This window comes from Burkholderia sp. WP42, assembly GCF_000745665.1.
Taxonomy (GTDB): domain Bacteria; phylum Pseudomonadota; class Gammaproteobacteria; order Burkholderiales; family Burkholderiaceae; genus Burkholderia; species Burkholderia vietnamiensis.
In genome coordinates this window covers 400,491-425,511 of sequence record NZ_KN050723.1, presented here as the reverse complement: position 1 = coordinate 425,511, position 25,021 = coordinate 400,491, and the positions used below count along the sequence as shown (strand labels likewise).

Genomic DNA, 25,021 nt, shown 5'->3' with positions numbered 1-25,021 from the left:
CTTTACACTCTCCAGAGAATCTGCGCGGCGTAGCCCGCACATGCGAGCAGCCAGACGATGGTCAGCGATTGCAGCAGCAGGCGCACACCGACGGGCTTCACGTAGTCCATCCAGATGTCGCGCACGCCGACCCATGCGTGGTAGAAGAGGGAAAGCAGCGTCACGAAGGTCGCGAGCTTCATCCATTGCGCGGAGAAGATCGATGCCCAGCCTTCGTACGAGAAGTCATGCGCGCCGAAAAACAGGACGAGCAGAATGACCGTGTAGACCGCCATGATCGTGGCGGTGACGCGCTGCGCGAGCCAGTCGCGCAGGCCGTAGTGAGCGCCGACGACGAGGCGCTTCGAGCCGATTCGGTTGTTGGCTGCCATTTTCTTAGAATGCTCCGAACAGTTTGAGTGCCATGGCGATCGTCAGCGCGATCGAGACGACAAACACGACCACGGCCGTACGCTTGCCGCCTTCCTTCGAGACGGCGTCATGGTTGACGTCCATCAACAGGTGGCGAATGCCGGCGCAGAAATGGTGGAGGAACGCCCAGGACAACGCGAGGACGATCAGCTTGACGACGATGTTGGAGAGGAAAGACTTGAAGACTTCGAAGCTGAGCTCCGACGTGAGGCTCTGATCGAAGAGGAACAGCAGGAACGGCAGGAACAGGAACAGCAGCGCGCCGCTGATTCGATGGAGAATCGACAATATCGCTGCCGCAGGCATGCGATATTTCATCGTGATGTCGCCGAATCCGATGTTCCGGTATTCCGGCCTCGGCTTTCTTACTGCGTCAGTCATGCTAGACCCCTACTATGTTGTCACACTAATCCGCGATTTTAGCGCCTTTTTATATCGCGCTGCAGCGAAAGTCTGCTCTGGATCGTTACGCAAACGCGAACAAAAGGCGGCCCGATACGTGCTACGCGAACGTGGGGAGAACGCGCGCCCGCAGCTTGGCCGATACGTCGTCAGCTCAAGTCATTGTGATAGTAATACCCGGTTGTGACATACCAGCCGCGCCGCACTTCCACCGGCCGATCGCCGTACGTATAGGACACCCGCTCCACCGACAGCAACGGAAAACCCGCCGGCACGCGCAGCAGGTCGGCAACCGCCGGCTCCGCCGCCACCGCCCGGATCTTTTCCGTCGCGCGAATCATGCGCGTGCCGAACTCCGTCTCGAACATCGCGTAGAGCGGCCCCTTGTATTCGCTCAAACGCTCGAACGACAGCCCGCGGAACATCGCGCCGGGCAGCCAGATCTCGTCGAGCACCGTCGCGTCGCCCTCGAACGCCAGCAGCCGGCGCACCTGCACCACCGGGTCGGCCGGCTTCAGGTCGAGCTGCCGCGCGATCTCGGCCGGCGCCCGCAAGCGCCGGCATTCGAGCACGCGGCTCACGTGCGGATGCTCGGCGCCGTCGTCGGCGAGCAGCCTCAGAAAGCGGAACTGCGCGCGGTCTTCGTTGTGCGTTGCAACAAACGTACCCTTGCCCTGCCGCCTGACGACGAGATTCTCGGCGGCCAGTTCGTCGATCGCCTTGCGCACGGTGCCCTGGCTGACCTTGTAACGGGCCGCGAGCTCCACCTCGCTCGGGATGATCTCGCCCGGCTTCCATTCGCCCGATTCCAGACTCTGCGTGATCAACGACTTGATCTGCTGGTATAACGGACTGAAAGTCGGCGACGGCGCGGCAGGCGCCGGCACGGAATCGCCCGCGCCCGGCTGCCCTGGGCTGCCTGCGCCGGTCGGATTCGCGTTGTTCGCCTGGTTCGATGTCATGGCGCGCATTTCATCACAAACCGCGCTTTTCCGTCCACTCAAATTCAGCAAAACATCTGTCTTATATAAGACATATGATACCGTTTGACTTTGGCCACGCCCGCTCCTACACTCCCGGTCGAGCAAGGGTTCGCGGGTGCAAAACGCGTCCCCGGCTACGTGCCACGGCCGTCTCCAGGTTCACCGCGTCTGCCTTTCGCGAGTCCTCCGCCCTGCTTCACTGCAACGCTACGCGTAACGCGCATAGAATGGCGTTTTGCCTAGCGTCCATCGCTTCATCCCGTCCTGGAGATTTTCAATGGCTAAGCCCGCAAAGCGCGTTGCCGTCACCGGCGCCGCAGGTCAAATCGCTTACTCCCTGCTGTTCCGCATCGCGAACGGCGACCTGCTCGGCAAGGACCAGCCGGTCATCCTGCAACTGCTCGACCTCCCGCAAGCCCAAGCCGCCGTCAAAGGCGTCGTGATGGAACTCGAAGATTGCGCGTTCCCGCTGCTCGCGGGCGTCGTGATCACCGACGATCCGAAGGTTGCATTCAAGGATGCAGACGTCGCACTGCTCGTCGGCGCACGTCCGCGCTCGAAGGGCATGGAGCGCAAGGACCTGCTGTCGGCCAACGCCGAGATCTTCACGGTCCAGGGCGCCGCGCTGAACGAAGTCGCGAGCCGCGACGTCAAGGTGCTGGTGGTCGGCAACCCGGCCAACACGAACGCCTACATCGCGATGAAGTCGGCGCCGGATCTGCCGAAGAAGAACTTCACGGCCATGCTGCGCCTCGATCACAACCGCGCGCTGTCGCAACTCGCAGCGAAGACGGGCAAGCCGGTCGCATCGATCGAGAAGCTCGCCGTGTGGGGCAACCACTCGCCGACGATGTACCCCGACTTCCGCTTCGCGACCGCCGAAGGCGAGTCGATGCTGAAGCTCGTCAACGACGACGTGTGGAACCGCGAAACGTTCATCCCGACCGTCGGCAAGCGCGGCGCGGCGATCATCGAAGCGCGCGGCCTGTCGTCGGCAGCGTCGGCAGCCAATGCGGCGATCGACCACGTGCGTGACTGGGTGCTCGGCACGAACGGCAAGTGGGTCACGATGGGCATCCCGTCGGACGGCTCGTACGGCATCCCCGAAGACATCATCTACGGCGTGCCGGTCACCTGCGAAAACGGCGAATACAAGCGCGTCGAAGGCCTCGAGATCGATGCGTTCTCGCGCGAGAAGATGGACGGCACGCTCGCCGAGCTGCTCGAAGAGCGCGACGGCGTCGCACACCTGCTGAAGAACTAAGCAGGCTGCGTGGCCGGGCCGCCCGCGGGCGGCCCGGCCACGGCACGGGCGGCCGGCGCGCAGCCAGCCGCGCCGCCCGATCCGATCCGGGCACGTTTTGCCGCCGGCGCGCAGCGCGTGCCGGCCCAGAACGTGGCCGGATCCGATTTCTCCCCGATGATCCGCTTCCCTGGCGTAGAAGAGATGTCCGCGCTCACTCCTGCACAAGTGCTGTACGACGGGGCGTCGCCGCCCGCGATCCTGCCCTGCTGCGATCACTACGCGGGCAGCGAGAAGCTGATGCGCAAATCGCTCGCGCTCCAGGCCGAACTCGGCCCGGTGTTCGACATCACGCTCGACTGCGAGGACGGCGCGGCCGTCGGCCAGGAAGCCGCCCACGCACAGCTCGTCGCCGAATTCCTCGGCAGCGCCGAGAACCGCTTCGGACGCGTCGGCGTCCGCATTCACGACTTTTCCCATCCGCACTGGCGCGACGACGTGCGCATCGTGCTGCGCGCCGCGCGCGCGCCCGCCTACGTCACGCTGCCGAAGGTCGCCGGCGCCGCCGATGCGGCCGAGATGATCGCGTTCATCGAAGGCACGCGCCGCGAGCTCGGGCTCGCGCAGCCGATTCCGGTCGACGTGCTGGTCGAGACGCACGGCGCGCTCGCGCAGGCCGCGACGCTCGCCGCGCTGCCGCTGGTCGGCACGCTGAGCTTCGGGCTGATGGATTTCGTATCCGCCCATCACGGCGCGATTCCCGATGCGGCGATGCGCTCGCCGGGCCAGTTCGATCACCCGCTCGTGCGCCGCGCGAAGCTGGAGATCGCCGCGGCCTGCCACGCGCACGGCAAGACGCCGTCGCACAACGTCACGACCGACGTGCGCGACATGAGCGTCGTGGCCGGCGATGCGCGCCGCGCGCGCGACGAATTCGCCTTCACGCGGATGTGGAGCATCCATCCGGCGCAGATCCGTCCGATCGTCGACGCATTCGCGCCGCGCACCGACGAGGTCGCGCTGGCCGCCGAGATCCTGCTGGCCGCGCAGGCCGCCGACTGGGGCCCGACGCGCCACGGCGACACGCTGCACGACCGCGCGAGCTACCGCTATTACTGGTCGGTGCTGCGCCGCGCGAAGGCGACCGGCCAGGCCGTGCCGCGTGAAGCCGCGCCGCTGTTCGGGCCGGCCGGCGCAGGCGCCGGTTAAGCCGGCCGAGCCGCCGACATGCGGATTTCATCGAATCTCCGGCGCGCGAACGCGACACAGGTTTGCGAAACGACAAAAAACGTAACCGAGCCCGAAAACCTGAAATATGCGCAGCCAAATAGGTCAAAATAGCGGCCGCTGCGCGCTTCCGGGGGCGCGTGCAGTTTCAAACCGGCCGGCGGCGTCAGCAGCCGGCCCTTGTCAACTGATAATCGAAAGGTTCTGACTCCATGAAGAAACTCCTGATCGCTACCGCCATCGGCGCGTTGTCCGCCACGCTGCTGGTGTCGGCGCCGAGCGCGTTCGCCCAGGGTACGGCCACGACTGCGAAGAAGACGGCCAAGCGCCCGGCACCGGCCAAGCGCCTGATTCCGCGCAGCAAGAAGTCCCTCGCGCGTGCCGCGGCGAAGGTCGATCCGGTACCGGACGGCGCAGTGAAGTGGGCGTGCAAGGACGGCCTGTCGTTCGACCTCGCCGGCGACATGAAGCGCGACCAGCTGGTCACGGTCCACTGGGCGAAGAAGAACTACAAGCTGCCGCGTCAGGCCACGACGACCGGCGCCGACACGTTCTACGATCCGGCCGCCGGCTTCAAGCTGGTCGTGATCCCGACCAAGGCGATGCTGTTCAGCGACGCGAACGGCGGCGAGCGTCTCGCCGACGAATGCGTGACGCCGGAAATGGCGCAAGGCGGCGCCGCACCGACGCAGTCCAACGAGCTGAAGCCGGCGACGAACTAAGCGCGCCCAGGCCCTCGATGTCCGCCCCGGTCTCCAACGTCCGCCCTGCGCCGGATTCGGTACTCGTCGACATCGTCGACTACGTGCTCGACACCGGCATCGACAGCGCGCTCGCGCTGGAGACGGCGCGTCATTGCCTGATCGACACGCTCGGATGCGGACTCGAGGCGCTCTCCTACCCTGCCTGCACCAAGCTGCTCGGCCCCGTCGTGCCGGGCACGATCGTGCCGAACGGCGCGAAGGTGCCCGGCACGTCCTTCCAGCTCGATCCCGTACAGGCCGCGTTCGACATCGGCGCGATGATCCGCTGGCTGGACTTCAACGACACCTGGCTCGCCGCCGAATGGGGTCATCCGTCCGACAACCTCGGCGGGATCCTGGCGACGGCCGACTGGCTGTCCCGCACGGCCGTCGCGGCCGGCAGGAAGCCGCTCGCGATGCGCGACGTGCTCGTCGCGATGATTCAGGCCCACGAGATCCAGGGCTGCCTCGCACTCGAGAATTCCTTCAACGCCGTCGGGCTCGACCACGTGCTGCTGGTCAAGGTCGCATCGACCGCCGTGGTCGGCCGCCTGCTCGGGCTCACGCGCGACGAGCTGCTCAATGCGGTGTCGAACGCGTTCGTCGACGGCCACGCGTTGCGCACCTACCGCCATGCGCCGAACACCGGCTCGCGCAAGTCGTGGGCGGCCGGCGACGCGACGTCGCGCGCGGTGCGCCTCGCGCTGATCGCGAAGACCGGCGAGATGGGCTACCCGTCCGCGCTGACCGCGAAGACCTGGGGCTTCTACGACGTGCTGTTCCGCGGGCAGCCGTTCCGCTTCCAGCGCCCGTACGGCACCTACGTGATGGAGAACGTGCTGTTCAAGATCGCGTTCCCCGCCGAATTCCATGCGCAGACGGCCGTCGAGGCCGCGCTGCAGCTGCACGCGCGGCTCGCCGCGGCCGGCCGCACGACCGACGAGATCAGCCGCATCACGATCCGCACGCACGCGGCCGCGATCCGCATCATCGACAAGCAGGGGCCCCTCGCCAATCCGGCCGACCGCGACCACTGCATCCAGTACATGGTGGCCGTGCCGCTGCTGTTCGGCCGGCTGAGCGCGGCCGACTACGAAGACGCGACCGCCGCCGATCCGCGCATCGACGCGCTGCGCGCGAAGACCGTGTGCGTCGAGGATCTGCAGTTCACGAAGGACTACCACGACCCGGCCAAGCGCTCGATCGCGAACGCGCTGACGATCGAATTCGCGGACGGGTCGACGCTTGCCGAGGTGACGGTCGAATATCCGATCGGCCATCAGCGACGCCGTGCCGACGGCATCCCGCGGCTGATCGAGAAATTCCGGACCAACCTTGCCCGCCGTTTCCCGGCAAAGCAGCAACAAGCGATTCTCGACGTGTCGCTGGACCAGGCAAAGCTCGATGCGATGCCGGTCAATGAGTACGTCGATCTGTATATGATCTAGCCGTCAGATACAGGACTCTTTGTTTCCTAGCCTTAAACCCAGGAAAATCACCATGGCCCACAATCTCCACAAGACCCTCAAGGAATTCGACAGCGGTTCCGGCAAAGGCAAGTTCTACTCGCTGCCGCAGCTCGGCAAGGAACTGAAGACGAAGATCGAACGCCTGCCGGTGTCGATCCGCATCGTGCTCGAGTCCGTGCTGCGCAACTACGACGGCAAGAAGATCACCGAAGAACACATCGAGCAGCTCGCGAACTGGCAGCCGACCGCGAAGCGGGTCGACGAGATTCCGTTCGTGGTGTCGCGCGTCGTGCTGCAGGACTTCACCGGCGTGCCGCTGCTCGCCGACATCGCGGCCATGCGCGGTGTCGCGCAGCGTTCGGGCAAGGATCCGAAGAAGATCGAGCCGCTGGTGCCGGTCGATCTCGTCGTCGACCACTCGGTGCAGATCGACTACTTCCGTCAGAAGGACGCGCTCGACCTGAACATGAAGCTGGAATTCCAGCGCAACAACGAGCGCTACCAGTTCATGAAGTGGGGCATGCAGGCGTTCGACACGTTCAAGGTCGTGCCGCCGGGCGTCGGCATCGTCCACCAGGTGAACCTGGAATACCTCGCGCGCGGCGTGCACAAGAAGGCCGACGGCGGCGACACCGTGTACTACCCGGACACCCTCGTCGGCACCGACAGCCACACGACGATGATCAACGGCATCGGCGTGGTCGGCTGGGGCGTGGGCGGCATCGAAGCGGAAGCCGGCATGCTCGGCCAGCCGGTGTACTTCCTGACGCCGGACGTCGTCGGCGTCGAGCTGAAGGGCAAGCTGCGCGAAGGCGTGACGGCCACCGACCTGGTGCTGACGATCACCGAAATGCTGCGCAAGGAGAAGGTCGTCGGCAAGTTCGTCGAGTTCTTCGGCGAAGGCACGAAGTCGCTGTCGTTGCCGGACCGCGCGACGATCGGCAACATGGCGCCGGAATACGGCGCGACGATGGGCTTCTTCCCGGTCGACGAAAAGACGATCGAGTACTTCGAAGGCACGGGCCGCACGAAGGCCGAAATCGCCGCGTTCGAGAACTACTTCAAGGCGCAGAAGCTGTTCGGCATCCCGAAGGCAGGCGACATCGACTACACGAAGACGGTCACGCTCGACCTCGCGACGGTCGCGCCGTCGCTGGCCGGCCCGAAGCGCCCGCAGGACCGCATCGAAATCGGCAACGTGAAGTCGACGTTCACCGAGCTGTTCTCGAAGCCGGTCGCCGAAAACGGCTTCGCGAAGAAGGCCGAGGACCTGAACGCGCAGTACACGACGAGCAACGGCGTCGACGTGAAGAACGGCGACGTGCTGATCGCCGCGATCACGTCGTGCACGAACACGTCGAACCCGAGCGTGCTGCTGGCCGCCGGCCTGCTCGCGAAGAAGGCCGTGGAAGCCGGCCTGACGGTCGCGCCGCACATCAAGACGTCGCTCGCGCCGGGATCGCGCATCGTCACCGAATACCTGACGAAGACGGGCCTGCTGCCGTACCTCGCGAAGCTCGGCTTCGAAGTCGCCGCGTACGGCTGCACGACCTGCATCGGCAACGCGGGCGACCTGACGCCGGAGCTGAACGAAGCGATCACGAAGAACGACATCGTCGCGGCGGCCGTGCTGTCGGGCAACCGTAACTTCGAGGCGCGCATCCACCCGAACATCCGCGCGAACTTCCTCGCGTCGCCGCCGCTCGTCGTCGCCTACGCGATCGCCGGCAACATCACGCGCGACCTGATGACGGAGCCGGTCGGCAAGGGCAAGGACGGCTACGACATCTACCTCGGCGACATCTGGCCGACCAGCGACGAAATCCACGCGCTGCTCAAGTTCGCGCTGGACCCGAAGAAGTTCGAGGACAACTACTCGAAGCTCACGAAGAAGGGCGACCTGTGGAGCAAGATCGAGGGCGAAACGGGCCAGGTCTACGACTGGCCGAAGTCGACCTACATCGCCGAGCCGCCGTTCTTCGGCCACGACTTCTCGATGGAGCCGGCCGCGTCGATCCCGACCGTCCAGGGCGCGCGCGCACTGGGCATCTTCGGCGATTCGGTGACGACCGACCACATCAGCCCGGCAGGCTCGATCAAGGAAGACTCGCCGGCAGGCAAGTGGCTGAAGGAGAACGGCGTGCAGAAGGCCGACTTCAACAGCTACGGCTCGCGCCGCGGCAACCATGACGTGATGATGCGCGGCACGTTCGCGAACGTCCGCATCAAGAACCTGATGATCCCGGCGAAGGCCGACGGCACGCGCGTCGAAGGCGGTCTGACGATCCACCAGCCGAGCGGCGAACAGCTGTCGATCTACGACGCCGCGATGAAGTACGTCGGCGCCGGCACGCCGACCGTCGTGTTCGCGGGCGAAGAGTACGGCACGGGCTCGTCGCGCGACTGGGCCGCGAAGGGCACCCAGCTGCTCGGCGTGAAGGCCGTGATCGCCCGCAGCTTCGAGCGCATCCACCGCTCGAACCTGGTCGGCATGGGCGTGCTGCCGCTGCAGTTCAAGGGCGCGGACAGCGTGCAGTCGCTCGGCATCACCGGCGAAGAGACCTACGACATCGAAGGCCTCGGCGACGACTTCAAGCCGCAGCAGGACGTCACGCTGGTGATCCACCGCAAGAACGGCGAAACGACCCGCGTGCCGGTGCTGCTGCGCATCGATACGCCGATCGAAGTCGACTACTACAAGCACGGCGGGATCCTGCCGTTCGTGCTGCGCTCGCTGCTCGCAGCGTAAGCGCCCTGCTTTTGCAGGTGCCGCAGCCGCCTCGCGGCGGTTGCGGCCGATTTGGATACCCGACCTCGTGTCGGGTTTTTTTTCGTCCGTACAAAGGCGCGCGCCGCAGCGGCCGGCGGCGCTAGGCTTGCTTGCCGCCGCGCGCCTTCGCACCCGCAGCGGCGCGTGCGTTCTTCTTCAGATGCGCGCGGTTGTAGTCGATCGCCGCGCGAATCAGGCGCTGCAGCGCGCGCCGGTCGAGCTTGTCGCCTTCCATGAAGTCGATCGCGCGGCGCGCGTTGCCGTCGAGGCCCGCGTTGAACAGCCCATCGGGATCGGCCAGCTGCGCGCCGTGCATGAACGTGAGCTTGACCTTGCCCTTGTGCGCGTTCGCGACCGCGATCATCCCGTCGCACGACCAGACGGGGCTGCCCATCCACTTCCATTCCTCGACGATGCCGGCGTCGGCCGCGAGGATCGTCGCGCGCAGCTCGGCAAAGACGTCGCGGCGCCAGTCGGCGATTCCGGCGATCAGCGCGTCGATGCGCGCGGACGGCGTCAGGTCGTGCCCGGCGGCGCTCATGCGTCGGCCTCCCCGCCCTCGTCCGGGCGCGCGAGCAGCTGTTCGAGCGACGCGAAGAACTGCGGCCAGCCGTGCTGCGCGCCACGGTACGCCTGCTCCTGGTCGGTGCGGAAGCCGCTTTGCTCCATTCGCAGCAGCGTGCCGTGCGGCGTGGGCGTGAGCGTCCACGTGACGACGCTTTCGAGGCCATGAGCGGCCCACGAGTACGACAGCGCGCGGTGCGGCTCGATCGTCAGCACGGTGCAGTCGACCGAACCCCAGTCGGCGCGAAAACTGAACGCGCGGCCCGCCACCGGTTCGAAATCGCTCTGCATCAGCCACGCGTCGAGCAGATGCGGTTGCGTGAGCGCACGCCAGATCTTCTCGGGCGGATGCGACAGCTCCCGTTCGACGACGACGGTACGGGTTGCGGCGGGGTTGGGGTTCATTGGTCCATTCTCCTGAGCAGATCTTCGAGCGCATCGAACCGGTTCTGCCAGAAGGCGGTCATCTGGCCGGCCCAGTCGAGCAACGGAGTCAGCGCCTGCGGCTGCGCGCTGTAGTGCGTCTGCCGGCCCGCGTGACGGTCGCTCACGAGCCCGGCCTGCTTCAGTACACCCAGATGCTTCGACACGGCCGGCTGCGACACGCCGGCGCGGGCCGTCAGCGCGGCGACCGTCAGCTCGCCTTCCGCACACAGTCGCTCGAACAGCGCGCGGCGCGTCGGATCGGCAAGTGTTCTGAACAGCAGGTCGTGCGGGCTTTGCATGCTGGAATCAATAACTTCGTGGTTATGGATTGGAGAATAGCTCGGGGACGGCGCGCGTCAAACATTGGTTGCGATCGGATGTCGCGCGGGGCACGCGCAAGCCGGGTAGACCGAATGCGCGCAAACGCCGCCGCACCGGCGCGCCGTGGACATCGGACGCTCGGCCGAACCCGGCATCCGGATGCGTTCGAGCAATTCCTCTAATCGGCTCGCGCGCTTCGCGAACCGAAAGGACGCTGCAAGGCTCGGCGATGCGACGTTCCACAGTTCGGGAAACCGGCACGTCCGAACGGGTCGAGAATTCCCGCCGTCGCGGCTCGCGCTGCACGCGTCCCGGCCCCGCGCCGTCGCGCGCCCACATAGTGCGACGCGCGCCGCATTCCGGCGCGGATGCGAACGACGCGTGCGCACACGGCAGCGCCGAGCAATTGCGCACATTCCGATGCCGCAACGAACGCGTCATGCGCTCGAACGGCGCGGACGGTCGCACCGGCGCGCCGCAAACCGGTTCCGTCCGTCCGCGCATGCCGTTGCGCGCGCACCCAACGCAGTGCCCGCGCGCGGCACGCCGGTGTCAGAACTGACAGCTATGGAAACTGCCAGCTACCTGAACGACCCCGACACCCTACGCTCGTCACCGCTCGCAGCCCCACAAGGGTTGCGGCTTCCAGCAACGTCGTCTCTCCCGAAAAAGGATTCCCGATGAAAAGGAACGCGCGGTTCGCCCTGTCCCTCCCGTCGCCCCGCCGCCTCGCGTGCGCGTGGCCGCTCGTGTTCGCCGCCGGTGCGGCGCATGCGAGCACGGATTGGGTCGATACCCACACGAAGGCCTTTCTGACCGGCCCGCAGCTGATGGCGCGCAGCACGGCGCCGTCGCTCGAACTCGCGGCCGGCGAGACGGCCGACATCGTCGTCAGCCTGAAGCTGCGCAACGCGGCGCAGCTCAAGCAGCTCGCCCGCGACGTGAACCGGCCCGGCAACGCGCATTACGGCCAGTACCTGACGCACGAGCAGTTCGTCGCGGACTACGCGCCGACCGAAGCGCAGGTGAAGTCGGTCGTCGACTATCTGCGCAAGAGCGGGTTCGTGAACATCGAGGTCGCGCCGAACCGGCTGCTGGTGTCGGCGCACGGCACGGCGGGCACCGTGAAGACCGCGTTCAACACGTCGCTCGTGCACTTCCAGTACGCGGGCCGCGCCGGGTTCGCGAACGCGTCGACGGCGCAGGTGCCGCGCGCGCTCGGCGACGTCGTCGGCTCGGTGCTCGGCTTGCAGAACGTCGCACGCGCGCGCCCGATGCTGCGCATCGGCAACGTCGCGAAGCCGCAGACGCTCGCGGCCGGCACGGCTACCGGCCACTATCCGAAGGAATTCCCCGGCCTCTACAACGCGACCGGCGTGCCGACGGCGGCCGGCGTGACGGTGGGAATCGTCACGATCGGCGGCGTATCGCAAACGCTGCAGGACCTGAAGCAGTTCACGTCGAGCAACGGCTACGGCACGGTCGCGACCCAGGCCGTGAAGACCAACGGCACCGGCACGTCGGGCAGCTACAGCGACGACCAGGACGGCCAGGGCGAATGGGATCTCGACAGCCAGTCGATCGTCGGCTCGGCGGGCGGCCAGGTCGGCAAGCTGGTGTTCTACATGGCCGACCTGAACGCGGCCGGCAACACCGGGCTCACGCAGGCGTTCAACCGCGTGGTGTCGGACAACACGGCGAAGGTGATCAACGTGTCGCTCGGCTGGTGCGAGACCGACGCGAACGCGGACGGCACGCTCGACGCCGAGGAGCAGATCTTCACGACCGCCGCGGCGCAGGGCCAGACGTTCTCGGTGTCGTCGGGCGACGAAGGCGTGTACGAATGCAACAACCGCGGCTATCCGGACGGCTCGAACTACACGGTGTCGTGGCCGGCCGCGTCGCCGCACGTGCTCGCGATCGGCGGCACGACGCTGTACACGACGTCGGCCGGTGCGTTCTCGAACGAGACGGTGTGGAACGAAGGCCTCGACGGCAACGGCAAGCTGTGGGCGACGGGCGGCGGCGTCAGCACGATCCTGCCGGCGCCGGCGTGGCAGTCGGGCAGCAACCGCCGCTTGCCGGACGTGTCGTTCGACGCCGCGCAGAGCACCGGCGCGTACATCTACAACTACGGCCAGTTGCAGCAGATCGGCGGCACCAGCCTCGCCGCGCCGATCTTCACCGGCTTCTGGGCGCGGCTGCTCGCGGCAAACGGCACCGGGCTCGGCTTCCCGGCCGCCAGGTTCTATGCGCGCATTCCGTCGAATCCGTCGCTGGTGCGCTACGACGTGGTGTCGGGCAACAACGGCTATCAGGGGTATGGCTACACGGCAGGCACCGGCTGGGATTACCCGACCGGCTTCGGCAGCCTGAACGTCACGAACCTCAACAAGCTGATCCAGTCGGGCGGCTTCTGAGCGTCGCGTGAAGGCCGGCGCGCGCCGGCCGGCGAAGCGCTCGCCGTCAGGACACCGCGCGCCGCGCATTGCGGCCGCGCAGCCATTCGAGCGCGAGCAGCAGGCTCGTCGAGAAGATGATCAGGATCGTCGCGAGCGCCGCGATCGTCGGGCTGATGTTCTCGCGGATGCCGGTGAACATCTGGCGCGGCAGCGTCGTCTGATCGGCGCCGGCGAGGAACAGCGTGACCACGACTTCGTCGAACGACGTCGCGAACGCGAACAGCGCGCCCGACATCACGCCCGGCGCGATCACCGGCAGCGTCACGCGGAAAAACGTCGTGACCGGATTCGCGCCGAGCGACAGGCTCGCGCGCACCAGGTTGTAGTTGAAGCCCTGCAGCGTCGCGGCCACCGTCGTCACGACGAACGGCACGCCGAGCGCCGCGTGTGCGGCGATCAGCCCCGTGTAGGTGTTCGCGAGCCCGAGCGGCGCGAAGAACAGGTACATGCCGACGCCGACCACCACCACCGGCACGATCATCGGCGACAGCAGGATCGCCATCAGCAGCGCCTTGCCGCGGAAGTCGGCCTTCGTGAGGCCGATCGCGGCGAGCGTGCCGAGCACGGTCGCGACGATGGTGGCCGCCGGCGCGACGATGAAGCTGTTCTTCGCGGCCATGCGCCACTCGTCCGACGCGAGCAGGTTCTCGTACCAGCGCATCGAGAAGCCCGGAATCGGATAGACGAGGAACGTGCTCGACGAAAACGACAGCGGCACGATCGCGAGCACCGGCAGGATCAAATACAGCAGCGTCAGCACGACGAGTACGCGCAGCGCGACGTACCACGCGCGTTCGACGAACGACATGTGCGGCGCGAACAGCGGCCTGGCGAGTTTCATGGTCGGACTCCCTTCCCGTTTCCCTGTGCCCGGCTCAGCCGAGGCTCACGTTGGTGCGCGTGAAGCGCCCGTATACCGCATACAGCACCAGCGTCGCCGCGAGCAGCAGCCCGCCGAGCGCACACGCCATGCCCCAGTTGATCGTCACGTTGGTGAAGTACGCGACGTAGTAGCTGACCATCTGGTCGTTCGGCCCGCCGAGCAGCGCCGGCGTGATGTAGTAGCCGATCGCGAGAATGAACACCAGCAGCGCGCCGGCGCCGATGCCCGGGTAGGTCTGCGGCACGTACACGCGCCAGAACGCGGCGAACGGATGGCTGCCGAGCGACACGGCCGCGCGCTGGTAAGTCGGCGGAATCGACTTCATCACGCTGTACAGCGGCAGGATCATGAACGGCAGCAGGATGTGCGTCATCGAGATGTACACGCCGACGCGGTTGAACAGCAGGCTCAACGGATGCGAGATCAGCCCGCTGCCGATCAGCGCGCTGTTGATGAGCCCTTCGCTCTGCAGCAGCACGATCCACGCGGCGACGCGCACCAGCACCGAGGTCCAGAACGGAATCAGCACGAGGATCATCACGAGGTTCGCGCGACGCTCGGACAGCGTCGAGATCCAGTAGGCGAGCGGATAGCCGAGCAGCAGCGCGAACAGCGTGACCGCGACGCCGATCACGAACGTGCGGCCGAAGATCGCGAGGTAGATCGACTGATCGGGGTCGGCCTGCACGATGTTGCCGAAACCGTCCTGCTTGTGGTCGAGCGACGCGAGCAGGTAGAACGGCGACAACTGGCTGCCGTTCTTCGCGATCGACTGCCAGTAAGGGAGCTCGCCCCAGCGCGAGTCGAGCTCGATCAGCTTCGCACGCGTTTGCGCAGGCGTGAGCGCCGCATCGTTGTCGCCCTTCAGCGGCATCGCGCGGGCCGTCTTCGCCACCAGCGAGCGATAGCCGGGAATTTCGGTGTTCAGGCGCCGTGCGAGTGCGCCCATCGCCTCGCTGTCGGCGACCTTCGCCATGTCGGCCGCGAGTGCGACGTAGGCGGCATCGGCGGGCGGCGCCTTGCGGTCCCAGGCCGACAGCGCGGCGATCGTGTTCGGCAGCGCGGTCGCGATCTCGGGGTTCTGCACCGCGCGCGTGAGCAGCGTGCCGATCGGCACGACGAACACGAGCAGCAGGAAAATCGCGAGCGGCGCGATCAGCAGCAACGCCATCGTGCGCTTGCGGGCCTCGGCGGACTTCAGCTCGCGCTTGAGCGCGGCGGTCGACGGTGAAGAGGGGGCGATCGTCATCGTGTTCAACGGTTCTCTCCGGCCGGGCTCGATCCGGTGGAATGCCGCGCGGCGCGCTCGACGCGCCGCGCGGCGGGTTGCATCAGGACAGCTGAACGGCCGTTACTTCGTCGCCCATGCGGCGAAGCGCTGCTCGAGCTCGTCGCTGTGGTCGGTCCAGAAGCCGATGTCTTCCAGCACTGCGTTCTTGCCGTTGGCCGGCGAGTTCGGCAGGTTCGCGAGCGTCTTCGCATCGAGAGACTTGATCGCCACGACGTTCGACGGGCCGTACGCGATGTGCTGCGCATACGCCTGCTGCGCCTTCGGCGTCAGCGTGTACGCGATGTACTGCTCGGCCAGCGCCTTGTTCGGCGTGCCCTTCGGAATCGCCCAGTAGTCGAGGTCGTAGATGCTGCCGTTCCACACGACCTTCAGGTTCTTGCCTTCCTTCTGCGCGGCGTCGATGCGGCCGTTGTACGCGGTCGACATCACGACGTCGCCGGCCACGAGGAACTGCGGCGGCTGCGCGCCCGCTTCCCACCACTGGATGTACGGCTTGAGCTCGTCGAGCTTCTTGAACGCGCGATCCTGGCCCGCCTTCGTGCCGAGCACCTTGTACACGTCCTTGGTCGGGACGCCGTCGGCCATCAGCGCGAACTCGAGGTTGTAGCGCGCGCCCTTGCGCATCCCGCGCTTGCCCGGGAATTTCTTCACGTTCCAGAAATCGGCCCAGCCCGTCGGTGCGCTCTTCAGCTTGTCCGCGTTGTAGGACAGCGCCGTCGACCACACGAAGAAGCCGACGCCGCAGGTCTGCGGTGCTTCCGGAATCAGATCGGACTTCTTCGCGATCTTCGACCAGTCGAGCTTCTCGTACAGGCCTTCGTCGCAGCCGCGATTCAGGTCGCCCGATTCGACTTCGACGACGTCCCAGCTCACGTGCTTGGCCTCGACCATCGCCTTGACCTTGGCCTGTTCGCCGTTGTACTCGACGGCCGTGACCTTGTTGCCGGACGCCTTCTCGAACGGCTGGTTGAACGCGGCTTTCTGAGCGTCGCCGTTCGCGCCGCCGAAGTTGACGACCGTGAGTTCGGCCGCGGTGGCCGATGCGCCGACGACGGCGAGCGCCAGGGCGAGCGCGGTGCGACGCGCGGTAGTGCTTGCTCCGTTCATGATGGTTCCTCTCGTGGTGGAAGTGAGGCAGTTGTTGTTGACGTCGTACTGCGGAAAAGCGGATGAACCCGGCGTCACGCGAACACGCGCAGGTGCTCGGGCGCAAAGGCGAGCGAGATCGGCGCGCCGGGCGAGAACGTGTCGAGCGCGCCCGTTCCGAGCGGCACCTTCACGAAGCATTCGTCCTGGCCCGGCAGCGCGCAGCGCATGCGCACGTGATCGCCGAAATAGATGAGGCTGCGCGCCTCGCCGGTCACGCAGTTGGCCGGGCCGCTTGCCTGACCGTTCGCGAGACTCATGCGTTCGGGTCGGATGCACGCGACGGCCGGCGCACCTTCGACCGCATCGCCGATGCGGCGGCCGACGAGTTGCGTGCCGTCGTCGAGACGGAACTCGCAGAATTCGCCGTCGACGCGCGCGATGGTGCCGCGCAGACGGTTGCTGTCGCCGATGAAGTTCGCGACGAATTCGTTGCACGGCGATTCGTACAGGCGGTCGACGGTGTCGAGCTGCTGCACGATGCCCTTGTCGAACACGGCGACGCGATCGGACATCGTCAGCGCCTCGCCCTGGTCGTGCGTCACGTAGACGAACGTGACGCCGAGCTTCTCGTGCAGCGCCTTCAGTTCGTACTGCATGTGTTCGCGCAGCTGCTTGTCGAGCGCGCCGAGCGGCTCGTCCATCAGCACGAGCTTCGGCTCGAACACGAGCGCACGCGCCAGCGCGATACGCTGCTGCTGGCCGCCCGACAGCTGCGCCGGATAGCGCTTCGCGAAGCGCTCCATCTGCACCATCTTCAGCGCATGCGCGACGCGCTCGGCGCGCTCGGCGGCGCCGAGCTTGCGCACCGTCAGCGGATACGCGACGTTCTGTTCGACCGTGAGGTGCGGAAACAGCGCGTAGTTCTGGAACACCATGCCGATGTTGCGCTTGTGCGGCGGCACGGTGTTCAGCAGATCGCCGTCGAGACGGATCTCGCCGCCCGTCGGGAACTCGAAGCCCGCCAGCATCATCAGGCAGGTGGTCTTGCCCGATCCGGACGGCCCGAGCAGCGTCAGGAATTCCCCGCGCTTGATGTCGAGGTCGAGCGATTTGACGACCAGCGTCTCGCCGTCGTAGGTCTTTCGCACGCCGCGAAAGCTGACGATCACATCATCGGACTTCATCGTGGTGGTCCCCTTGCTGCGCGACAAATGTTTTTGACATGCGAACTACTATACGGCGCGTACGGTTCTACAATAGGGAACCATTTCAATATTCCTAGTGGGACCACTTTGGATACCGTGATCCTGGCCGACTGGCTGTCCGCCCGCCTCGACCGCAGCTCGTCCGAGCCGATGTACCGGCAGCTTCTGCAGCAGATGCAGCAGGCGATCCTCACCGGGGAACTGGCGCCGGGCACCAAGCTGCCGAGCTCGCGCACGCTCGCAGCCGATCTGTCGATCGCGCGCAATACGGTGCTTCACGTATACGATCAGCTCACCGCCGAGGGCTACGTGCTGACGACCACCGGCAGCGGCACCTACGTGGCCGACACGCGACCGGACGCCGCGGCGATCCGCGTGCCGGGCGCCGCGCAGCCGTCGTGCGAAGCCGATGCGGCGCCGCAGCAGGACACGCGCCGCGACCTGTCGATGCGCGGCCGGCAATTGATCGAGCATGCGGGCGTGTCGCGGCGCCAGTGGGGCGCGTTCATGCCCGGCGTGCCGGACGTGGCGGAATTCCCGAGCCGGACCTGGAGCCGCCTCCAGGCGCGGCTGTGGAAGGAAGCCAACCCGGAGCTGCTGACCTATGCGCCGGGCGGCGGCTACCGGCCGCTGCGCCGCGCGCTCGCCGACTACCTGCGCGTCGCGCGTTCGGTCAAATGCTCGCCCGACCAGGTCATCATCACGACCGGCATTCATCAGTCGATTGATCTCGCGGTGCGGCTGCTGTCGGACATCGGCGATCGCGCATGGGTCGAGGAGCCGTGCTACTGGGGCGTGCGCAGCGTGCTGCAGGCGGCCGGCCTGACGCTCGCGCCGGTGGCGGTCGATCAGGAAGGGCTGGATCCGCGCACGAGCGACATGCAGCATCCGCCGCGGCTCGTGCTCGTCACGCCGTCGCACCAGTATCCGCTCGGGATGGTGATGAGCCTGGCGCGGCGCCGGATGCTGCTCGAATACGCGCGTCAGCATCGCTGCTGGATCATCGAGGACGACTACGACAGCGAATTCCGCTACGGCAGCCGGCCGCTCGCGTCGCTGCAGGGCCTCGACGACGGCGGCCGCGTGATCTACGTCGGCAGCCTCGGCAAGATGCTGTTCCCCGGCTTGCGGATGGGCTACATGGTCGTGCCCGAGCATCTCGTCGACACGTTTCGCACCGGGCTGTCGGAGCTGTACCGCGAAGGCCAGCTGATGCAGCAGGCCGTGCTCGCGGAATTCATCATGGATGGTCACCTGACGTCGCACGTGCGGCGCATGCGCACGCTGTACGGCGAGCGTCGGCAATTGCTGATCGATGCGATCCATGCGCGCTTCGGCGACGCGCTGCCGGTGATGGGCGACGAGGCCGGCCTGCATCTGGTGCTCGGTCTGCCCGAAGGATGCGACGATCACGCGGTCACGCAAAGCGCGTTCGACGCCGGAGTGATCGTGCGCCCGCTCACCAGTTACTACAGCAGCGAGGCCACCGCACGGCCCGGGTTGCTGCTCGGCTATGCATGCGTCGCGCACGAGCGCATCGGGCCGGCGTTCGATACGCTCGCGGCAACGATCGAACAGCATCTGCCGCGGCATTTCACGCACGCGGCGTAGCGCACGGGCGTCAGCGCGTGGCGTTGGCGCGTGCGGTTACCGCGTGCCGGCCGCGCTGCGATCGAACGCCGCGGCGCGCACCGCTTCGCCCGGCTTCGTGAAGATCCGCTGCCGCAGCGCCGCGATCTGCGCATCGCGATCCTGCTGCGACAACCCGGCCGCATCGATCTGCGCGCGCTGCGCCGCATAATCCGCGTAACGGCTTTGCCACGACGCGTCGTCCTGCTGCATCTGCACGACGCGCGCGGCCACGTCCGCACCGAGCGACTGCGTCAGTTGTGCGCGCACCGCGTCCGGCGTCGCGCCGCTCTTCTGCAATTGCGCGATCTGGTCGAGCGCCGCGCGCTGCCGCTCGGCCGGCGCGCGCGCGGCACGCTCGTCGGCCGGCATCTGCTGGTCGAGCGCCGCGAGCCGCTCCGCTTTCTGCGCATCGGTCAGCGTGCGGTCCTGCACGATCCTGAGCCGTGCGAGATCGTAGCGCTGCTGCGATTGCTCGGCACCGAAGAACGGCTGGCTCCAGTCGCCGAGCGTCTGGTGCGCGATCGACGCGCGCTGGTCGAGCGCGCGCTGCAGCGCCTCGGGATCGATCTTGTCGACCGCGCCGCCGTCCGGCAGCTTCTCGAGCGCGTCGAGATACGCACGGTAGCGGCGCCACACGTCGAGCGCCTCGGGCTGCGCGGGCGTTGCATCGAGCTGCGCGGCGATCTCGCGTGCGACCAATGCGTCGAGCGCGGCCGCAGTGAGCTCGCTGCGCGCGGTCAGGCAGTAATCGAAGAAGTCACGCACCGCGCGCACCTTCGCGAGATGCCCGCCCGAATCGAGCGGCAACCGCGGCGCGCTGGAGCCGACCAGTGGCGCCGGCAATGCGGCGCTCGCCGGCAGCGCGGCCTGACGAACTGCGGCGCTCGCGCCGTCGGCCGCGACCGCATTGGCTGGCGTGCGCGACGCATCAGCGCCGCTCTGCGATCCCGTGCCGCTCCAGATCGCGACGCCGACGATCGCGGCCAGCCCCGCCGCACCGTATGGCGCGATCCGACGCAGCAGCGGTGCGCGTGTTTGTTGTGCACTCATCGATCACACACCCGCGAGTTTCAGCCGGTTCGCATGCGTGCGGATGACCGCGACCGGGTCCTCCGCAAACGCACCGTGCACGCCGAGCGTCTGATTGATCTCGTCGACGTGATTCCACTTGTAGTGCGTGCCCAGCACCTGCCCGTACAGCGCGCTGCATTTCGACACGAGCCCGTCGTTGCGCCCCGAGCCGCGATTGATCATCACCGTGCCGGTGGCGAGCATCGCAAGCGTCGAAGAGTCGTCCTTGTACGCGGGATCGATCAACGGAATCGTGCTGACATCCTTCGCGAGCATGACGCCGGATAGCGAAAAGGCCGGCCGAATCGCGGTGCCCGTCCACGAGTACAGCAGATGCGTATGGCCGCCGATCGTCTCGGTCGACGCGCCCGTCTCGCAGCTGCCCGGCGCGCCAAGGCCCGCGCTCGGATAGTTGACGTTGTAGACGGCGGCCTGCGACGTGGTCAGCGTCTGCAGCGCGGCCAATGCGTCCTGCTTCAGGTTGAAGTTGGTGCTCGTCAGGAATGCCATCAGATTGACGAACTTCGCGATCACCGCCGACGACAGCCCCGTCGGGTCGTAGGCGAGCACGCGCTGCACGAAGTCCGCGAACTCGGAGCCGCGGTGCGGCGTGCCGATCGTCGTCACCGATGCGACGAGTTCCGGCGCGACCGCCGCGACATAGCGCGACGTGAGGCCGCCCTGGCTGTGACCGACCAGGTTCACCCGCGTCGCACCGCTCGCGGCGAGCACCCGCTTGACGTAAGCGAGCAGCTGTTCGCCGCGCCCGTTCGGACCGTCGTCGCTCTGGAACGCCGACAGATTCGCGACATAGACGCTCGCGCCGTGCTGCTGCAGATCGCCACGTATGCCGTACCACTGATCGATCGCGCCGCCGATTTTCTCGTTGCCGTTGATGCCGTGCACGAAAACGAGCGGATAACGCGTCGCCGCGTAAGTGTCCGATGGCGCGGTTGCCGCCACGGCCGTGCGCGTCGTCGCGAGCGCCATCACGGCAGTCGCTCCCGCGAACGGCGCAGCGCTCATCGCGCATGCCGCTGCACCCGCCATCACCCTGGAACGCATCGATTTAGTCATGTGTACACCCCCGAATTCATCGTCCTCAAAGGCGTGCCGCCGGCCATTGCGTTGCCGTTGCGAACACGCGTCGGCGACGCGCACGCGCCGTTGCAGACAACGGTACCGGCGTGCGCGTCGAGGCCGAGAGTGAATCACAAACCGCGAAGGTTTGACCACCCCGCGAGACCGTTCGCCGAGTGGTCGACACGTCCCGCGACGCAACGCGACGCGCGTCGCGTTGCGCGCGAGCGGAGGTCACACACCCGCGAGTTTCAGCCGGTTCGCATGCGTGCGGATGACCGCGACCGGATCCTCCGCATACGCGCCGCGCACGCCGAGCAACTGGTTGATTTCGTCGAGGTGGTTCCACTTGTAGCGCGTGCCCAGCACCTGCCCGTACAGTGCGCTGCACTTCGACACGAGGCCGTCGTTCTGCCCGGCGCCGCGGTTGATCATCACCGTGCCGGTGCCCAGCAGCGCAAGCGTGGACAGGTCGAGCGCGTTGGCTGGATCGATCAACGGAATCGTGCTGACGTCCTTCGCGCCGGTGACGCCGAACATCGACACGGTGGGCTGAATCGCGGTGCCGGCCCACGAGTACAGCAGGTGCGTATTGCCGCCGACCGTCTCCGTCGGCGCACCCGTCTGGCAGCTGCCCGGCGCGCCGAGACCCGCGCTCGGATAGTTCTGGTTGTATGCAGCGGCCTGCGAAGTCGTCAGCGTTTTCAGCGCGGCGAGCGCGTCCTGGTTCGTGTTGTTGCTGCTGCTCGTCAGGATGCCAAAAACGTTGAAGAAGGTTGCAATCACCGACGACGACAACCCCGTCGGGTCGTAGGCGAGCACGCTCTGCACGAAGTCCGCGAACTCGGAGCCGCGGTGCGGCGTGCCGATCGTCGTCACCGATGCGACCAGATCGGGCGCGACCGCCGCGACATAGCGCGACGTGAGGCCACCCTGGCTGTGACCGATCAGGTTCACCTTGGTCGCGCCGGTCGCGGCGAGCACCGTCTTCACGTAAGCGAGCAGCTGCTCGCCGCGCCCGTTCGGACCGTCGTCGCTCTGGAAACCGGACAGATTCGCGACATAGACGGTCGCGCCGTGCCGCTGCAGATCCTCCTGGATGCCGTACCAGTACTCGAGCACGCCTGCGTACTTGTCGGTGCCGGTAAGGCCGTGCACGAGGATGACCGGATAGCGCGTCGCCGCGTAGTCGTCCGTCGCCGCGGTTGCCGCGGTCGCCGCGGTCGCCGCGGTCGCCGCGTGCGTCGTCGCGAGCGTCATCACTGCGGTCGTCCCCGCGAACTGCGCGCCGCTCATCGCGCATGCCACTGCCGCTGCCACCACCCTGGAACGCATCGATCTGACCATCTATGTTCTCCTGATTATTGTGATTCTGGTGCGAATGAGATCGGATCGATGCACATTGCCCGTTGCCTCGAACGCAGCCGGCATGTGCATCGAATGCGGGAGTGAATCACGAGTGGCGAACGTTGGGTCCCGACTAGATACGGTTCTCTAATCGCTTGACGCGCCCCGCCGCTTCGGGCGGGGGCGCGCCGCTGCGCGCGCATGCTGCATCGCACACGCGCTGCGCGTTACAGCTTCGCGCTGACGCGCACCCACGCGGTACGCCCGGGCTCCATCACCGGCGCGTTCGCCGAATAACCGAAGCCCGCGTTGCCCGCGAGGTTCAGATGCTCGGTGTAGGCCTTGTTCAGCACGTTGTCGACGCCGACCGAGATCTGCACCTTCTTGCTGACGTTGTATTGCGCATGGAGCGACAGCACGCCGAACCCGCTGCTCGGACCGAAGTCCTTGCCGACCACGTTGCCCTGGTTCAACGCATAGCGATGCTGCGCCGCAACGACTCGCCACAGGCCACCGGCCGACCAGGCGCCACGGGTGTATTCGAGCCCGAAGCGCGCGTCGAGCGGCGGCATCTGCGGCAACGGATCGCCGCTCGTCGCGTTGCGCCCCCATGCATACGCGAGCGACGTCTCGACGCGCAGCGGCGCGACGGGCCGCCACGACACGCCCGCTTCGCCGCCCATGATCTGCGCGTTGACGTTGGTCGCCCGCGTGGTCGCGCCCATCATTCCGGGCGAGTAGTCGAACAGGATGTAGTCCTGTACGTAGCCCGCATAGGCCGACACCCACGCATCGAACCGGTCGCTCTTGTACTGCGCGCCGATGTCGAGCTGCGTGGTCTTCTCCGGCCGCACCGCCGAGAACGCGTTGATCGAGCCCGCCGGGCCGCGGGTCGCGGAGAACAGCTCCCAATAGTCGGGGAAGCGTTGCGCGTGGCCGATACCGGCGTACCACGTGAGCGGCAGCGACGCGAGGTCGCGTTCATAGCGCACGAAGATGCTCGGCAGCACGCGTGCGCGGTCGTCGTCGAACGTTGGATTCGGCTTGCTCGTCATCATCCCGCTCGTCGCCGCACGCTTGTCGCGCGCGCTCGCGTAGTCGATCCGCGCGCCGCCGATCACGCGCGCCGCATCGCTCGCGAACCACGTCAGCTCGCCGAACGCGCCGGCATTCCACATCGTCGCCTGCGGGTCCCAAGGCTGGTCGCCGTAGTTCTGCCGTCCCATCGCCGAGCGCGAATCGAGCCGGTTCGACTGCGCGTCGACGCCGGTCACGAGCTTGAAGTCGTCGCCGAACCGGAGCGTCGCCGCCGCGCGCGCGCCGAACGTGCGGCGCCGCACCTCGGAGGCCATCCGCATCGGCATGCTGCTGGTCGGATCCGGCTGACGCAACGTGTAGTTGTCCATCACGTGATCGGCTTCGTTGTAGTACACCCGCGCCTCGATCCGCTCGAGCACGTCGCCGAGATGCCGCTTGTCGAACGACAGGCCGAACGTTTCGCGGCGAAAATGCGCGCCGTCCATTCCGCGCCCCGCGTAGCGGGCGTAGCCGTCGCCGGTGCCCGCCGTCAGCTCCACTCGCGTATGGTCGTCGGGCGTCCAGCCGAGCGCGGCGTCCGCGTTCCACTTGTCCCATTGCGACGGCACGGTATTGCCGTTGCCGTCCTGGTAGTCCTGCGCGTGCGCGTGATTCGCGATCACGCGGCCGTAGACGTCCGGCGTGCCGGCCGTCACGTCGACGTTCTGGTCGTTGCGGCCGAACGAGCCGCCGACCACGCTGCCGTCGAAGCGCATGCCCGGCCGCTCGAAACGCGGCGTCACGCGCTCGAACAGCACGGTGCCGGCCGACGCGCCCGGCCCGTACAGCACCGTCTGCGGCCCCTTCACGACGGTGACCTTGTCATAGCTCTCCGGCGCGATGTACGAGGTCGGCGCGTCCATCCGGTTCGGGCAGGCGCCGAGCGTCGGCAGCCCGTTCGCCAGGATGTTCAACCGCGAGCCGAACATCCCGCGCAACACGGGGTCGCCGTTGGTGCCGCCGCTGCGGATCGACGTGAAACCGGGGATCGTCTTCAGATAATCGGCGCCGTCGCTTGCCGGGAGCGGCTGACGCGGCGTCTTCGGATCGGTGACGACGACGAGCGGCGTCGTCAGCGGCGACGCGACGACTTCGACGGGCGGCAACAGCCACGCTGCGTCGTCCGGCGGCGCGCCGGCGACGCGCACGGGTTCGGCCGCGACGGCGGCGGTCATCGCGCTGACGGCCAGCGCGGGAACGGTGAGAGTGAGCACGCGCGGCACGCGCCGTGCATCGGGATGGCGCGACGCGTTCGGCGCGCGCGACGAAAAATTAGTCATGAGTAAGCCCGAGTGACGCCCTCCACGCAGCCTCGACGGACTGCA

At 67.0% G+C, this 25,021-nt stretch carries 21 protein-coding genes; 7 read left to right on the top strand and 14 right to left on the bottom strand.

The features are described 5' to 3' along the window. Nucleotides 1-2: 2 nt before the first annotated feature. The 3 genes from sdhD to EX20_RS24430 form a co-directional block, all read right to left on the bottom strand. Nucleotides 3-371 (bottom strand): succinate dehydrogenase, hydrophobic membrane anchor protein, encoded by a 369-nt coding sequence (sdhD, locus tag EX20_RS24440; protein WP_006399546.1) that lies wholly within the window; start codon nt 369-371, stop codon nt 3-5. A 4-nt stretch (nt 372-375) separates the two neighbouring features. Next, complete coding sequence (gene sdhC, locus EX20_RS24435) at nt 376-792, bottom strand: succinate dehydrogenase, cytochrome b556 subunit (protein ID WP_011881716.1); 417 nt, start codon at nt 790-792, stop codon at nt 376-378. A 170-nt stretch (nt 793-962) separates the two neighbouring features. Beyond that, nucleotides 963-1,775, bottom strand: coding sequence for a GntR family transcriptional regulator (locus tag EX20_RS24430; RefSeq protein WP_193043975.1), 813 nt, complete (start codon nt 1,773-1,775; stop codon nt 963-965). A gap of 298 nt (nt 1,776-2,073) precedes the next feature. Between EX20_RS24430 and EX20_RS24425 the strand changes: the two genes are divergently transcribed. The 5 genes from EX20_RS24425 to acnA all read left to right on the top strand — a co-directional run bounded on the left by EX20_RS24425 (nt 2,074) and on the right by acnA (nt 9,227). Continuing rightward, complete coding sequence (locus EX20_RS24425; RefSeq protein ID WP_011881714.1) at nt 2,074-3,060, top strand: malate dehydrogenase; 987 nt, start codon at nt 2,074-2,076, stop codon at nt 3,058-3,060. A 183-nt stretch (nt 3,061-3,243) separates the two neighbouring features. Next, complete coding sequence (locus EX20_RS24420; RefSeq protein ID WP_034195012.1) at nt 3,244-4,248, top strand: HpcH/HpaI aldolase/citrate lyase family protein; 1,005 nt, start codon at nt 3,244-3,246, stop codon at nt 4,246-4,248. Between the two features lie 230 nt (nt 4,249-4,478). Next, nucleotides 4,479-4,988 (top strand): hypothetical protein, encoded by a 510-nt coding sequence (locus EX20_RS24415; protein WP_011881712.1) that lies wholly within the window; start codon nt 4,479-4,481, stop codon nt 4,986-4,988. A gap of 17 nt (nt 4,989-5,005) precedes the next feature. Further along, nucleotides 5,006-6,457 (top strand): bifunctional 2-methylcitrate dehydratase/aconitate hydratase, encoded by a 1,452-nt coding sequence (locus EX20_RS24410; RefSeq protein WP_034195011.1) that lies wholly within the window; start codon nt 5,006-5,008, stop codon nt 6,455-6,457. A 52-nt stretch (nt 6,458-6,509) separates the two neighbouring features. Beyond that, nucleotides 6,510-9,227: an aconitate hydratase AcnA gene (gene acnA / locus EX20_RS24405; protein WP_011881710.1), complete on the top strand. Its 2,718-nt coding sequence runs from the start codon at nt 6,510-6,512 to the stop codon at nt 9,225-9,227. A gap of 121 nt (nt 9,228-9,348) precedes the next feature. Here the strand turns inward: acnA and EX20_RS24400 are convergent, their stop codons facing one another. Genes EX20_RS24400 through EX20_RS24390 form a run of 3 tightly spaced genes read right to left on the bottom strand, consistent with a single transcriptional unit; the run spans nt 9,349 to nt 10,537 of the window. Then, complete coding sequence (locus EX20_RS24400; protein WP_011881709.1) at nt 9,349-9,789, bottom strand: DUF1801 domain-containing protein; 441 nt, start codon at nt 9,787-9,789, stop codon at nt 9,349-9,351. Continuing rightward, on the bottom strand, nt 9,786-10,217 hold the full coding sequence (locus tag EX20_RS24395; protein WP_034195010.1) for an SRPBCC family protein: 432 nt from the start codon (nt 10,215-10,217) through the stop codon (nt 9,786-9,788). The genes EX20_RS24400 and EX20_RS24395 overlap by 4 nt, the downstream gene beginning before the upstream one ends. Then, entirely contained in the window at nt 10,214-10,537 is a 324-nt protein-coding gene (locus EX20_RS24390; protein WP_014724723.1) for an ArsR/SmtB family transcription factor, read from the bottom strand. The genes EX20_RS24395 and EX20_RS24390 overlap by 4 nt, the downstream gene beginning before the upstream one ends. Nucleotides 10,538-11,239: 702 nt before the next feature. On the opposite strand from EX20_RS24390, the gene EX20_RS24380 reads away from it, so the two are divergent. Beyond that, nucleotides 11,240-12,979 carry a S53 family peptidase gene (locus tag EX20_RS24380; protein ID WP_034195008.1) on the top strand — a complete coding sequence of 580 codons (1,740 nt, stop codon included), beginning with the start codon at nt 11,240-11,242 and terminating at the stop codon, nt 12,977-12,979. 46 nt (nt 12,980-13,025) lie between these two features. Here the strand turns inward: EX20_RS24380 and EX20_RS24375 are convergent, their stop codons facing one another. The 4 genes from EX20_RS24375 to EX20_RS24360 form a co-directional block, all read right to left on the bottom strand. Beyond that, nucleotides 13,026-13,862 (bottom strand): ABC transporter permease, encoded by an 837-nt coding sequence (locus EX20_RS24375; protein WP_011881704.1) that lies wholly within the window; start codon nt 13,860-13,862, stop codon nt 13,026-13,028. Nucleotides 13,863-13,896: 34 nt separating this feature from the next. Continuing rightward, nucleotides 13,897-15,153, bottom strand: coding sequence for an ABC transporter permease (locus EX20_RS24370; RefSeq protein ID WP_011881703.1), 1,257 nt, complete (start codon nt 15,151-15,153; stop codon nt 13,897-13,899). Between the two features lie 102 nt (nt 15,154-15,255). Continuing rightward, a complete protein-coding gene (locus tag EX20_RS24365; protein ID WP_011881702.1) occupies nt 15,256-16,302 on the bottom strand; it encodes an ABC transporter substrate-binding protein in 1,047 nt (348 codons plus the stop codon). 74 nt (nt 16,303-16,376) lie between these two features. Continuing rightward, complete coding sequence (locus EX20_RS24360; protein ID WP_034195060.1) at nt 16,377-17,468, bottom strand: ABC transporter ATP-binding protein; 1,092 nt, start codon at nt 17,466-17,468, stop codon at nt 16,377-16,379. A gap of 108 nt (nt 17,469-17,576) precedes the next feature. Here EX20_RS24360 and EX20_RS24355 point away from each other — a divergent pair, with 108 nt between their 5' ends. After that, complete coding sequence (locus EX20_RS24355) at nt 17,577-19,100, top strand: MocR-like pyridoxine biosynthesis transcription factor PdxR (protein ID WP_034195007.1); 1,524 nt, start codon at nt 17,577-17,579, stop codon at nt 19,098-19,100. Between the two features lie 36 nt (nt 19,101-19,136). Here EX20_RS24355 and EX20_RS24350 read toward each other — a convergent pair whose 3' ends face one another. The 4 genes from EX20_RS24350 to EX20_RS24335 all read right to left on the bottom strand — a co-directional run bounded on the left by EX20_RS24350 (nt 19,137) and on the right by EX20_RS24335 (nt 24,976). Next, nucleotides 19,137-20,171 carry a lipase secretion chaperone gene (locus tag EX20_RS24350; protein ID WP_034195006.1) on the bottom strand — a complete coding sequence of 345 codons (1,035 nt, stop codon included), beginning with the start codon at nt 20,169-20,171 and terminating at the stop codon, nt 19,137-19,139. 3 nt (nt 20,172-20,174) lie between these two features. After that, complete coding sequence (locus tag EX20_RS24345; protein ID WP_011881698.1) at nt 20,175-21,269, bottom strand: esterase/lipase family protein; 1,095 nt, start codon at nt 21,267-21,269, stop codon at nt 20,175-20,177. Between the two features lie 237 nt (nt 21,270-21,506). Next, a complete protein-coding gene (locus EX20_RS24340) occupies nt 21,507-22,619 on the bottom strand; it encodes a triacylglycerol lipase (protein ID WP_034195005.1) in 1,113 nt (370 codons plus the stop codon). Nucleotides 22,620-22,846: 227 nt separating this feature from the next. After that, nucleotides 22,847-24,976, bottom strand: a complete 2,130-nt coding sequence (locus EX20_RS24335; protein WP_034195004.1) for a TonB-dependent copper receptor — start codon at nt 24,974-24,976, stop codon at nt 22,847-22,849. Nucleotides 24,977-25,021: the final 45 nt, after the last annotated feature.

Coding starts and splice junctions, on each gene's coding strand:
- sdhD (WP_006399546.1), bottom strand. CDS start 371: ATGGCAGCCAACAACCGAATCGGCTCGAAGCGCCTCGTCGTCGGCGCT.
- sdhC (WP_011881716.1), bottom strand. CDS start 792: ATGACTGACGCAGTAAGAAAGCCGAGGCCGGAATACCGGAACATCGGA.
- EX20_RS24430 (WP_193043975.1), bottom strand. CDS start 1,775: ATGACATCGAACCAGGCGAACAACGCGAATCCGACCGGCGCAGGCAGC.
- EX20_RS24425 (WP_011881714.1), top strand. CDS start 2,074: ATGGCTAAGCCCGCAAAGCGCGTTGCCGTCACCGGCGCCGCAGGTCAA.
- EX20_RS24420 (WP_034195012.1), top strand. CDS start 3,244: ATGTCCGCGCTCACTCCTGCACAAGTGCTGTACGACGGGGCGTCGCCG.
- EX20_RS24415 (WP_011881712.1), top strand. CDS start 4,479: ATGAAGAAACTCCTGATCGCTACCGCCATCGGCGCGTTGTCCGCCACG.
- EX20_RS24410 (WP_034195011.1), top strand. CDS start 5,006: ATGTCCGCCCCGGTCTCCAACGTCCGCCCTGCGCCGGATTCGGTACTC.
- acnA (WP_011881710.1), top strand. CDS start 6,510: ATGGCCCACAATCTCCACAAGACCCTCAAGGAATTCGACAGCGGTTCC.
- EX20_RS24400 (WP_011881709.1), bottom strand. CDS start 9,789: ATGAGCGCCGCCGGGCACGACCTGACGCCGTCCGCGCGCATCGACGCG.
- EX20_RS24395 (WP_034195010.1), bottom strand. CDS start 10,217: ATGAACCCCAACCCCGCCGCAACCCGTACCGTCGTCGTCGAACGGGAG.
- EX20_RS24390 (WP_014724723.1), bottom strand. CDS start 10,537: ATGCAAAGCCCGCACGACCTGCTGTTCAGAACACTTGCCGATCCGACG.
- EX20_RS24380 (WP_034195008.1), top strand. CDS start 11,240: ATGAAAAGGAACGCGCGGTTCGCCCTGTCCCTCCCGTCGCCCCGCCGC.
- EX20_RS24375 (WP_011881704.1), bottom strand. CDS start 13,862: ATGAAACTCGCCAGGCCGCTGTTCGCGCCGCACATGTCGTTCGTCGAA.
- EX20_RS24370 (WP_011881703.1), bottom strand. CDS start 15,153: ATGACGATCGCCCCCTCTTCACCGTCGACCGCCGCGCTCAAGCGCGAG.
- EX20_RS24365 (WP_011881702.1), bottom strand. CDS start 16,302: ATGAACGGAGCAAGCACTACCGCGCGTCGCACCGCGCTCGCCCTGGCG.
- EX20_RS24360 (WP_034195060.1), bottom strand. CDS start 17,468: ATGAAGTCCGATGATGTGATCGTCAGCTTTCGCGGCGTGCGAAAGACC.
- EX20_RS24350 (WP_034195006.1), bottom strand. CDS start 20,171: ATGAGTGCACAACAAACACGCGCACCGCTGCTGCGTCGGATCGCGCCA.
- EX20_RS24345 (WP_011881698.1), bottom strand. CDS start 21,269: ATGACTAAATCGATGCGTTCCAGGGTGATGGCGGGTGCAGCGGCATGC.
- EX20_RS24340 (WP_034195005.1), bottom strand. CDS start 22,619: ATGGTCAGATCGATGCGTTCCAGGGTGGTGGCAGCGGCAGTGGCATGC.
- EX20_RS24335 (WP_034195004.1), bottom strand. CDS start 24,976: ATGACTAATTTTTCGTCGCGCGCGCCGAACGCGTCGCGCCATCCCGAT.